We start from the raw sequence: 10,992 nt of genomic DNA, 5'->3' as shown, positions 1-10,992 counted from the left end.
GGGAGTAAAGTTGGGTTTAGCCCTCACCCCCGGCCCCTCTCCCAACTTTGGGGGAGGGGAGTAAAGTTGGGTTTAGCGATCGTCGGCGGGGTCGAAAATGGGGGCGGGTTCGATGGTGTCGGGGAGGGGAAATTCGGTGACGAGTTTGGCGATTTCGGCTATTTTTTCCATATTTTCGATCACTCCCGGACGGTGTTCGGGGTCGAGGGGGAGGTCGATCAGTTCGGCGGCGCGATCGACGTATTCGGGGATGTGTTGTTTTTGCATGGGATTCGGAGCAAGTACAATAATTTTATTCTGATTTTGCCAGGATTTTAGCGCACCAGCTAGGAAGTCATATTTTAACTTTCTAGTTGAGCTCCGCGCAAGCATTTCAGGATATTTTGAATGAGTTCTGGGTCGTCGGGGGAGAAGCATTGGAGGCGATCGCGGGTTTGGGTGGAAATGAGTGCGATCGCGCCTCCGAAGGTTTCCAGGACGTCGAGGAATGATTCGCTGAAGGTACATCTTTAATCTTGATGTCCAAAACCTTTAGTATTTCTTTTGCTTTTATTCGATTTTTTGGAGAATTTGGGGATATTTTTTTGACTACAATAAGTGTTGTCAAGCATTTTTCTTATCACTTCTGGGGCAACATTTTCCATCAATTCTTTTCCGAGCTTATATTCGATTAAATCGGGATGATTTTTGGGTAAAATTTTAGAAGCAATTTTAAAAGCTTTTTCAACGTTTATTTTGGCTCTATTTAGATCGCCTTTTTTGAGATAAACATCGCTCAAGTTAGACAAAGTGTTGGCAACTGAAAGATTTTCCGTTTCCACAATTTTTTTCATTGTGTTCAGCGATTCTTTATAAAATTTTTCGGCTTCGTTGAATTGCTCTTGATGAAAAAAAACTATACCTAAATTATTTAAGGCTGTAGCATATTCAATAGTATATCTATAGCCCAATTTTCTATAAATTTCCAAACTTTTAAAAAATAAATGCTCGGCTTTTCGATAATTATTGAGACTCACATACAGAAGTCCCAGATCGTTGGAGCATGTGGCATAAGGAAAACTATTTTCTCCAAAAAACTTGCCGTGCATATCCAAAGATTTTTCCAACAAAATTTTTGCTCTTATTGGGCAAGATAACTGTATATATACATTGCCAATATCTCTCATTGTTTGTGCCACATTTGGAGACTCTTTTCCATAATGTTTTTTCCGAAAATTTAAGATTTTTATATAAACTTTTTTGGACATCTTGTAGTTTGATTTAGATTCATAAAATCGAGCAACAATATTTTGTATATTGATAAAATCAACACTGTCATGATCAAATATTTTTGTTGCGATATCCAAACATTTATAGTAGTAAAAAGATGCCTCATTATATTGATCTTTCCGTTCATATAAAACTGCCATACATTGCAAAGTCATACAAAGATTATGATATTTAGTCCAACCGCTAAAATATTTGGACTTTTGATCAATATTCTCTAAACCTTGATTTATTTTATCTAAAAATATATATATCAATACATCAGGGCTTTCAATTTTATCTGAATCATTGATCGATAGATCAAATTGACAAATAAAATTTTCGATCAAATGATCTTTCAAAAGTTGTTCCGCCTTTGCAAGTTTGCTTTGATAAATATAACCTTGTGCAACAATATTTATAATTTCAGATTTAAAAATAGGATTTTTGTATTGTTTTAAATCTTTTAAAATTTCTTGGCTCCTTGCTTCAATTTGTATAGCATCATGTCTATCGGAGTCTATATGCAGCAGCATTTTTTTAACGGTCAATATAAGCTGTTTTTTTAAAATTATTTTTTCTGTCGATGTCTCGATCATCTCGATGACAAAATTGCACTTTTTTTCTGACAGTTCAAACAATCCTTTTCCAGAATAAAACGATATTAATATCTGCAAAAGTTGCACGATATCTGTCTTTTTTTTTGTTTTTATTGTCTCCATTGAAAATATTTCTTCTATATTAAGAATGATATGATCCGGCAAATTTTTCATTTTAATTTGTTCATGATTTTTCGCCAATCTGATATAAACATCTATGAATAAATTTTCTAGAGTATCGGAATATTTGGAATTCGCAAGCTTGATTTTAAAAAAATCTCTAATTAACGGATGAAAACGAAAAGATTCTGCCTGAAATTTATGAATTAAATTAAATCGAATCAGCTCCTTCATAGATTCTTCACAAGAATCTATAGAATCAACTACATCAACTACAGATGGCAAATTCAAAAAAGTGCTTGGTTGACAATGAATAGGAGTCGCAAATAAACTCAAAAAACATCCTAATACCTGAGTTGATTCGCTTAAATGATCCCAGCTCAAGTCAAAAGCATCATAAACCCCTAACTCTACTCTCATGGTGGGTTCTGGAGTTGTTAACGCTTTATGATTCAGACGTTGTTTTCGTTCCAACCGTTGTAACATTTCTGACAATAATAAATCTTCGGATTGTGCCAAATAATGTCCGACTAATTCTACAGCCAAAGGCAAATGACCTAACCAACTGCAAATTTTTCTGGCAATCCAAGGTTCTTTGGTGACTCTTTCTCTTCCAATTAATGATTTTAAAATTTGTAATGAAGACAGTGGCTTGAGAACATCCAAGTCTAACCTTGCCAACGGCTTGCCCAGCTTTTCTCTAGTAGTAATTAGTATTTTAAATTTGGTATCATTGGGCAAGTAATGTTTGATATCCTTATAATCCCAAACATTATCGATGACGATCAGCGTATCACCTTCAGCCCAATTATTCCAGCAAAATTCAACTTTTCCAGGAAAGCTCTTTAACTCATCGGGTAAGTAAAAATTTTGAAAATGGTTGATAGAAAATTCAATAATTTGAATTCCAATATTTCCTCGTTTATTTCCGCGTGGGGGATATAACCAGCAAATCCCCCCTGGATATGTATCTTTATATATATGAGAATACTGAATTGCTAATTCAGTCTTGCCAACTCCACCCATTCCAGCGATCGCAGCTATGACCACTTGATGATTCTGCTGTAAGAGCTGATGTAGCTCTTTAAGCTGATCGGAGCGACCAACAAATTCTACAGCTCCTTTATGAGGAGTATTGTTATGTTTTTTTAAAATTGGTATAAATTCTTTAGGTGCTGGTTGTTTTTGGTTTTCTGGAAATGTTGGCTCGGCTGAAACTTTAGATGGCACTTTGTTCCATTCTTCTTCACCAACAATCTCTGTCACATCAACTCCAAATCCTTTTTCACAAATCAATTTTGCAGAACTCGGATCGACCCGTGCTTTCCGATGATAAAAATTTTCCACTGTTTTTCTATCTATACCTGCTTTTTCGGCTAAAGCTTCAAAAGTTAGTTTTGGATTATTCGTCTTAATATTTATTAACTTTTTTTTCCCTTCATCGGTCGCTGTTATACCGCGAGGTTTTCTTTTTTTAGCCATGACATTACTACGGTCTTAACCAAATATATACGAGTATAGCACATCTCACGGCTCAGGCTGAGGGCTGAGTTTGAGTCAGTTCGGGGAACTTTGGGGAACTTTGGGGAACTTTTTTATCTTCCCCATTCTTCCCTGGCGCAAACTGATTCACTTCCCTAAGCTGAAGTCAGTGATTGAGGTACAGCCGATGAACGCATACCAACTCAGCCTGTTTCCAGACGAACCCCCAATTCCGATCGCACCCCATACAAGAAAGCGACAGAAGCAGCCACCCGCACCCAAACCGATCGCGATCGCGGAAACTTACTCCACCGCAAAACTCGCCGACTTTCTAGGTGTATCTCCTTCAACTCTCACTCGCCATCGTCGCGCCGGAAACGCCTATACCAAAGGTTCTTGGACTGCCAAACCCCTCGGAAAAAACACCTGGACGCTCATTTACACTCCCCCCACAACTTAAAACTGTTCTCCTCCCCTCTCCCAAAGTTGGGAGAGGGGTTGGGGGTGAGGGCAAATCTTGTCAAAAATAACCGTTCAACCACAACTCAAACCATGACATCTTTATTCAATTCCCCAAACTCCGATCGCTCCCACTCCGACAACTTGGAAAACTGGAACGCGATCGCACCCCACTTTACCAGCGGCAACGTCATGAACGATAACGAACGAATGACCCTCGAAATTCTCAAAACCATTTTGGGAAGCGATCGCTACCAATTTTGTCCCCAACTTCCCCTTTCCGTCGTCTGCGATCGCACCGATCCGGGATGGCTTCCCAACGAGATTTGGAAATTTTGGGTCAGTTCCCGACTCGATTTCACCCTCTTGGAATGGGGATTTTGCGCCAGCAGCAAAGCCAAATTGGTGGTCGAATGTCAGTCCCCCTTTCACGATCTCCCCGACGTGATGGAACGCGATCGCAAAAAAGCCGAATTGCTGGCGGTGGTCGGTGTCCCCCTCATCTACACGCGATCGGTGGACGAAGATCGGCGATTTATCCGCTTTTTTACCCCCCACGGCGACACGGAAATTTTCTACAATTCCATCAACCGAGACGGACGGCAACAACTGGAAGATTGGTTGGGGGGTTATTTGTAATTCCGGGGTGCGATCGCGGCATTGTCTCGACCTTATAACAATCAGTAGTTATCGAAAGGTGTCGGGATTGATAGCCGAGTCAATCGATTTTAAAAAACATCTTTCCAAAGGAGGATTTGAAGCGGATGTCCGATACTGAAGGGGACAAAAGACTGCGATCGCCACCAAAAGTCTGTCGAATGATATCCTATAGCAGACACTCAACTGAATTTCAACAATGAAGAAAATAATTGGCGTTTTACTCACCTGTTTGTTGGTGGCGGTCTTGGTGGTCAGTTGTGGCGATGCGAGTATGTCCGACACGAATAACAATGTTGTCGCGACGGCGGATATTACCGGCGGTCCCGACTCCGACCTGGGTGGCACCGTCACCCTCGTCCAAACCCAAACCGAGGGAATTTTACCCACTGTCGAAGTCAACGCAGAAGTGACGGGTCTTCCCCCGAACACCAGACACGGATTTCACATTCACGAAACCGGAACCTGCGAACCCGACTTCGGCGCGGCGGGGGGACACTTTGACCCCGGCCCCTTCGGACAGACCAACCCCGACGACAACCACCCCTTCCACATGGGAGATCTCCCCAACTTGGAGGCGGATGCCGACGGGAAGGCGGTTTTCTCCCACCGAACCAGCCGCATCACCCTCACCCGCGGCCCTTTGAGTCTTTTTGACGACGACGGCAGCGCCTTTATCGTCCACATCGATGAAGACCGGGGGACTACTGGTGTCCAAGGCGGCGCCGGCGGCGGTCGCCTCGGTTGCGGGGTGATTGGCCTGCAAAGTTAATTCAGGAGTCGGGGAGGGCACGACCGTGCCCCCCGACCGTTTCCCACCGTCGCCACATTGCGTTAATTTTGGTTAAATTTTGTATTTGACGTTGAATATTTTGGATTCTCTCGCTACTCTAATTATAAGTCAATATTTTGTTTGCATAAACCGTCGTTATGAATACCGCCAACTCCAACCGACAAGGAGATACAATGAACGATTCCAACCCGACCCACAATTTCGATTTCGACCAGTGGGTTAAAGCCGTCAAACCCCAGCTCATGGCTGCATTGCGGGCGAATAACCCCGTCGCTGATTCCCCGAAACAGCTCGACACCGGCAAAAAACGCTAGGCATTTATAACCGGGTATTTTTTTTTCTAGTAAGTCGGTTGCAATGCCAGAAAGTATGGCCTCCTTATCGCCCAACCGAGGGGTTGAAAGATGGGGAGGTTTACCCATATTAAAAGGTACAAATTATGTTATAATCGCAATCTAAAAAAAAATTTAAATTCAACTTCGCTTCATTCTCAATCCGATCGCCCCACACCGATCGCCACACCTTCGGAAGTCGCGGGTCGATCGCCTTGCGCTGAAATACTTAGAAGAACCTGTCATAATCTTTTCAGGAAAGATCCGGGACTCCAATTGAGTTGTGTGGACGGGCCAGACACCGGCTTCGCCATCAACTTAAACCCTCGATCCTATTTTTTTTGTAACTAATGTTGCAACGCAACCCCGATAATGCAATAAAAACATCGATATGATGCATAAATCGCATAATACCATGAAAGTCCGAGTCGTGGCCCAATTTTGCACCTGGTCCCTGGGACTCTTTCTGGCCTGTCCCCCGCAAGTCGGTTGGACGTCGCCGGCCCTCGCCCTCCCCCAATCCGCGATCGCCACCGCCGTCGCCTCTCCCGATCGCGAAACGATCCTGCGATCGCTCCAAACCGCCGACGTCGTATATTTGGGCGAAACCCACGACGACCCCCGGGACCACGAGGCGCAGTTGCAGATCCTGCGATCGCTGCACGAAAATAACCCCAAAATTGCGATCGCGATGGAAATGTTCCAGCGTCCCTATCAAGACGTGATGGACCGCTACCTCGCCGGGGAGATTTCGGAAACCCAACTGGTCCGGGACAGCGAATATATGGAACGCTGGGGTTTTCCCTGGGAATACTACGGCCCCATCGTCCGATTTGCGCGGGAAAACGGACTCCCGGTTTTGGCGGCGAACACCCCCACCGAGGTGACGCGGCGGGTGGCAAAATCCGGGTTGGAGGGTTTGGAAACCGAGGAGAAAAAATACATTCCCCCCCTCGCCGAGATCGACACCGACAATGAAGGTTATCGCCAAATGTTATTGGAGGTTTTTCGACAGCATCAACACGGGACAGGGGACGGGTTCGATCGCTTCGTGGAGGCCCAGGTGCTCTGGGACGAAACGATGGCCGAGGCGATCGCGGAATTTCTCGCTGCCAACCCGGATTATCAGGTGGTGGTCATCGTCGGACAGGGCCATGTGGTGTACGGCTACGGCATCCCTTCGCGGGTGGAGAGGCGGCTGGGCGATCGCGATTTCGTGCAGCGATCGGTCCTGTTCCAATCCCCCGACGAAGCCCCGATTTCCACCGAAGATGCGATGGCCGATTTCCTGTGGAAACACTGAGCCATCTGTCAACTCGCCCGAGAGATAAATTCTGTCAATGTCTCCGGATTTATTGACAAAAATATATCTGCGGGAGGATAACTTTATATCGCCCATTTGTTACGCTAAAACTGTCGAACGCGGACGAGAGAAACGATGCTTCTCAAAGATAAAGAAAGTGATAACTTGGTCAAAATTACTCAGCCGGAAGAGCTCTACAGTCCCGCTCAAAACACGGTCACGGGTCGAACTCAAGCCGGCCAAGAAGAACAGAGCGATCGGGCTTTTCAAAAGCAAAATTTGATCTTCCCTTCCGGCGAAAGCCTGCCCCGCTGCTGGGTGGATGCGGAATACCGCCAGTAAATTTACAGTTGTTGGGCTTTAGCCCTTCTCGAATACGCTGAAGCGCAACAACGGGGCGATCGATAGTTGTTGGGCTTTAGCACCTTATTCGCCGCGATCGCCACGAAATAACCCCTTTCAATCTTCCTGGGTTGCCGGTATTTTATGGGAAAAATATAAACCACAATTTAATTTAAACGCTGTAGCGATCGATACATCTCCCGAAAAATTGGGCATTTTTCTGCAACTTTTTTCATTGTAACCATTTCGAGTAGCTCTGATGAATGTCGCCCTTTCGTGTAGGGTTGATATTGTATTTCATCATCTTCTCTGCGGGTCGCCTGGATTGATGCCTCGACGATTTGTTCTGAAATTTTGAATTGACAGACTCCCGTATCTTCGTTGAAATCACCGTAAATCTCGGGGTCGTCAAAGTCAATCGAAATGATAGTCAGGGATCGGTTAATTTCCAGAGAAGTCGAGCGAAAATTCAAATTTTTATAATCTTTCGCCCATATCGATAAAAGAGACATATAATAAAATCTGTGTAATCTGCGTAATCTGCGGAAAAAAATAAAGAGATGAAACCATCATAAAAGCCATCGTTTTCATCTCCAAAATGGCTTAATTTCCCGGGGACTCAAATCCCGCCACCGGCCCGGTTCGAGTCCGTCCAAACGTAAATGCGCGATCGCCACCCGAACCAGCCGCAGCGTCGGAAATCCCACCGCCGCCGTCATCCGTCGGACCTGGCGGTTGCGTCCCTCGGTGAGGGTGAGTTCCAGCCAAGCGGTGGGGACATTTTTACGATATCGGATCGGCGGGTTGCGGGGGGGAAGAATTGGTTCATCAATCAGTTGTTGAACCTGAGCCGGTCGGGTGCGATAATTTTGGATGGTGACACCCCGCCGCAGCCGTTCCAAAGCCTCCGCGTCCGGTATGCGTTCCACCTGCACCCAGTAGGTGCGGGGGTGGGCGAATTTGCGTTCCCCGAGTCGGTATTTCAGTTTGCGATCGTCCGTCAGCAATAACAGTCCCTCGCTGTCCCGATCTAACCGTCCCACCGAATAGACGGAGGGGACGGAAATGTAATCTTTCAGGGTTTGCCGTTCCGGTGCGTTCGGGTCGCGATCGCTGAACTGACTCAGGACATTAAACGGTTTGTAAAACAGTATATATCGATGGGGCATACAATGCTAAAATGTCTCCCATTCGATCGCATTGACGATCGCTTGGGGGGCGGGTTTCGGGGTTACCGCAGCTTCTGGGGTTGCTTCCGGTTCGGGCGATCGCATTTTTTCCAATTCTTCCTCCCGTTCTTTCAACTGCGATCGCGTTGTTTCCAATTCCGCTTCGGTTTTCTGATGTTGAGTTTTGACTTCTTTTAACTCCGCTTCAGCCGCCGCCAACTTTTCCTCGAACTGCGATCGCGTTGTTTCCAATTCATTAATCGCCTGTTTGTGCTTGGCGTGGGAATCCTCCAAAACCTCCATCGTCTCCTTCAATTGGGAGTGACACTGCTCCAAAACCTTCTCCGTCTCCCGCAGTTGCGATCGCTCTTGGTGCAATTGCGCCTTGGTTTTATCCACCTCGGACTCGACTTCCTTTTGCATGAACCGAGCCTGTTTCAACTCCTCCTGAGTTTGAGCTAGTTTTCCTTTCGTCTCCTCCAATTCTTTCCGAACCGACTGCAATTGTTCGACATCCTGCTTTCCCTTTATGTGGGCTTGCTCCAATTCCTCCAAAACCTCATCAAACTGACACTGAGCCCGTTCTAACTCCCCTTGAATTTGAGTCAGTTTCGATTGACTCTTCTGCAACTCTTCCCGGGCCTGGGAATCGGTGGCTTGTGCTTTTTCCTGGAGTTGCTGGAGTTGAGTCCGAGTCTGTTCCAACTCCCCTTGAGTTTGAGCCAGTTGGGATTTTGTCGCCTGCAACTCTTCTTCAAACTGGGGAGAAGCAAATTGTATTTTCCCCTCTTTAATCTGGTGCAATTCAAAGTGAGTTTGCTCCAGTTCCCCCAACACCTCATCAAATTGACACTGAGTCCGTTCTAACTCCTCCCGGATATCGTGCAACTCTGATTTGGTTTTGTCGAGTTCCTGCTGTAGTGTCTCTTCTGTCTGTTCCGCCATTCTCTAATTTTCTCCTTAATATTCCACAGACACGCCAAATTCGGTGAGGCCCCAATTGCCAGGTTTGGGCTACCCTTCCTTAACCCAAGTTACTACAAAGTTAACCCATTCCCCGGGCGAGGGAAGGCAAAAAGTTGACAATTCCCGGAAAAATCACTACCAAAGCCAAAACAACAAGCTGCAAAGTGATAAACGGGATCACGCCCTGATAGATATCCTCGGTGCTGACTTCCGGTGGCGACACCCCCCGCAGGTAGAAGAGGGCGAACCCGAAGGGCGGCGTGAGGAAGGAGGTTTGCAGGTTCGCGCCCAAAACCACGCCGAACCACACCAGGTCCATGCCGAAACTCTGGGCGATGGGGAGTAGCAGGGGGACGACGATAAAGACGATCTCGAAAAAGTCGATAAAGAATCCCAGCAGGAATACCATCAACATGGAGACGAGTAAAAAACTGATCTGGCCGCCGGGGAGATTTAAGAACATATCCTTCACCAAGTCGTCCCCGCCGAGTCCGCGAAACACCAAACTGAACGCCCGGGAACCCACTAAAATAAAAATTACCATGCAGGTGGTTCGCAATGTCGCATCGCAGGCGCGACCGAGGTTGTCCCAGGTGAGTTGGCGGTTGATAGCCGCAAGTGCGATCGCACCCACGCACCCCACCGCCCCGGCTTCCGTCGGCGTGGCGATGCCGAAAAAGATGCTGCCGAGAATTAAAATAATCAGCAATAGGGGCGGAATCAACACCCGAATCACCCGCTTTCCCAGTCCCGGCGCCTCCAATACCTCCGTGGGCAAGGCTGGGGCGATGTCGGGACGCAGCCAGGAGGCGATCGCGACGTGGAGGGCGAAAGCCCCGGTCATCAACAGTCCGGGAATCACCGAACCGATAAATAAATCCCCGACGGAGACACCGAGTTGGTCGCCGAGCACCACCAAAACCACGCTGGGGGGGATGATCTGTCCCAGGGTTCCGGAGGCGACGATCACCCCGGTGGCGAGTTTTTTATTGTAGCCGTAGCGCAGCATGGTGGGGAGGGAAATTAACCCCATCGCAATCACGGTTGCAGCCACCACCCCCGTCGTCGCGGCCAGGAGTCCCCCCACGACAATGACGGCGAGGGCGAGTCCTCCCCGCAGGCGCCCGAACAAGATTCCCATCGTTTCTAACAGGTTTTCGGCGATGCCCGTTTTTTCCAACATGGAGCCGAGGAAAATGAAGTAGGGGATGGCTAGGAGGGTAAAATTGTTCATGATGCCGAAGATCTGCTGCGGCATCGCCGACCACAAAATGGGGTCGAAGACACCCAGGGCCATGCCGATCGCCGTAAAAATCAGCGCCACGCCCCCCAAGGAAAAGGCGACGGGGTAGCCCAGGGCCAACACGACCAGCGCCCCCGCAAACATGGCGAGGCTCAACCATTCAGAATGCATGGGATCGCGGATTCCCTCAATGTTCACCAAAATCACCCGCCTCGAAAGCGCCAGCCTGCTGTCTTGCTCTCTGCGAGACAGAGTAACAGGTTAGGGCTAGAAAGCCCCGTC

Annotated in this window: 12 protein-coding genes; 6 read left to right on the top strand and 6 right to left on the bottom strand. The window is 47.0% G+C overall.

Going from position 1 to position 10,992, the window contains the following annotated elements:
- Positions 1–72: 72 nt before the first annotated feature.
- The 3 genes from AC0QHF_RS02645 to AC0QHF_RS02635 all read right to left on the bottom strand — a co-directional run bounded on the left by AC0QHF_RS02645 (position 73) and on the right by AC0QHF_RS02635 (position 3,446).
- The gene (locus AC0QHF_RS02645) at positions 73–267 is read right to left on the bottom strand and encodes a DUF4089 domain-containing protein (protein WP_324702631.1); all 195 of its coding nucleotides are present in this window, start codon (positions 265–267) and stop codon (positions 73–75) included.
- Positions 268–341: 74 nt separating this feature from the next.
- Positions 342–446, bottom strand: coding sequence for a hypothetical protein (locus tag AC0QHF_RS02640; RefSeq protein ID WP_375341396.1), 105 nt, complete (start codon positions 444–446; stop codon positions 342–344).
- Between the two features lie 63 nt (positions 447–509).
- Positions 510–3,446, bottom strand: coding sequence for a tetratricopeptide repeat protein (locus tag AC0QHF_RS02635; RefSeq protein WP_324702630.1), 2,937 nt, complete (start codon positions 3,444–3,446; stop codon positions 510–512).
- Between the two features lie 187 nt (positions 3,447–3,633).
- On the opposite strand from AC0QHF_RS02635, the gene AC0QHF_RS02630 reads away from it, so the two are divergent.
- From AC0QHF_RS02630 to AC0QHF_RS02605, 6 genes are all read left to right on the top strand, one after another.
- Positions 3,634–3,906, top strand: a complete 273-nt coding sequence (locus AC0QHF_RS02630) for a hypothetical protein (protein ID WP_324702629.1) — start codon at positions 3,634–3,636, stop codon at positions 3,904–3,906.
- A gap of 92 nt (positions 3,907–3,998) precedes the next feature.
- Positions 3,999–4,544, top strand: a complete 546-nt coding sequence (locus tag AC0QHF_RS02625; RefSeq protein ID WP_324702628.1) for a DUF2726 domain-containing protein — start codon at positions 3,999–4,001, stop codon at positions 4,542–4,544.
- A 217-nt stretch (positions 4,545–4,761) separates the two neighbouring features.
- Complete coding sequence (locus AC0QHF_RS02620; RefSeq protein ID WP_324702627.1) at positions 4,762–5,334, top strand: superoxide dismutase family protein; 573 nt, start codon at positions 4,762–4,764, stop codon at positions 5,332–5,334.
- 194 nt (positions 5,335–5,528) lie between these two features.
- Positions 5,529–5,669, top strand: coding sequence for a hypothetical protein (locus AC0QHF_RS02615; protein WP_324702626.1), 141 nt, complete (start codon positions 5,529–5,531; stop codon positions 5,667–5,669).
- 433 nt (positions 5,670–6,102) lie between these two features.
- Positions 6,103–6,990 carry a ChaN family lipoprotein gene (locus AC0QHF_RS02610; RefSeq protein WP_324702625.1) on the top strand — a complete coding sequence of 296 codons (888 nt, stop codon included), beginning with the start codon at positions 6,103–6,105 and terminating at the stop codon, positions 6,988–6,990.
- A 135-nt stretch (positions 6,991–7,125) separates the two neighbouring features.
- Positions 7,126–7,332, top strand: coding sequence for an acetyltransferase (locus AC0QHF_RS02605; RefSeq protein WP_324702624.1), 207 nt, complete (start codon positions 7,126–7,128; stop codon positions 7,330–7,332).
- Positions 7,333–7,919: 587 nt separating this feature from the next.
- Here the strand turns inward: AC0QHF_RS02605 and AC0QHF_RS02600 are convergent.
- The 3 genes from AC0QHF_RS02600 to AC0QHF_RS02590 form a co-directional block, all read right to left on the bottom strand.
- Positions 7,920–8,501 (bottom strand): pseudouridine synthase, encoded by a 582-nt coding sequence (locus AC0QHF_RS02600; RefSeq protein WP_324702623.1) that lies wholly within the window; start codon positions 8,499–8,501, stop codon positions 7,920–7,922.
- 6 nt (positions 8,502–8,507) lie between these two features.
- Positions 8,508–9,446, bottom strand: a complete 939-nt coding sequence (locus tag AC0QHF_RS02595; RefSeq protein ID WP_324702622.1) for a coiled-coil domain-containing protein — start codon at positions 9,444–9,446, stop codon at positions 8,508–8,510.
- A gap of 100 nt (positions 9,447–9,546) precedes the next feature.
- Positions 9,547–10,881, bottom strand: coding sequence for a TRAP transporter large permease (locus tag AC0QHF_RS02590; RefSeq protein ID WP_324702621.1), 1,335 nt, complete (start codon positions 10,879–10,881; stop codon positions 9,547–9,549).
- Between the last annotated feature and the right edge of the window lie 111 nt (positions 10,882–10,992).

This window comes from Lyngbya sp. CCY1209, from assembly GCF_055795065.1.
This window is presented reverse-complemented; position numbering and strand designations above follow the sequence as displayed.